This is a genomic window from Pseudomonas karstica, assembly GCF_009707515.1.
Taxonomy (GTDB): Bacteria; Pseudomonadota; Gammaproteobacteria; order Pseudomonadales; family Pseudomonadaceae; genus Aquipseudomonas; species Aquipseudomonas karstica.
In genome coordinates this window covers 1-334 of record NZ_WLYI01000101.1, presented here as the reverse complement: position 1 = coordinate 334, position 334 = coordinate 1, and the positions used below count along the sequence as shown (strand labels likewise).

Here is a 334-nt window from a genome sequence, read left to right as displayed (position 1 = left end):
GCTCAAACACCTGCGCCTGCCGGACAACAACCGCCTCAATTTCCACCACGACAAAGGCGGCCACCTCGCCACCGTCGAACTCAATGGAAAACCCCTCACCTCACACCTGTTCAAATCCGGCCGCGAACACCAACGCCAGCAAGGCCAACTGCTCAGCCATTACCACTACGACGACCAAGGCCGCCTGCACGCCCATGCCCTGACCCAACAGGAACACCGCCACTCCCGCCGTCAATACGACTATGACCAACGCGGCAACCTGGCCCGCACCCTCGACACCCGCAAAGGCCAACACGACTACCACTACGACCCCCTGGACCGCCTGACCCGCGCC

General features: G+C 62.9%; 1 pseudogene. It reads left to right on the top strand.

Features of this window, described 5'->3' with window-relative positions:
• Nucleotides 1-334: pseudogene (locus tag GIR22_RS26065) on the top strand (type IV secretion protein Rhs); the annotation flags it as partial.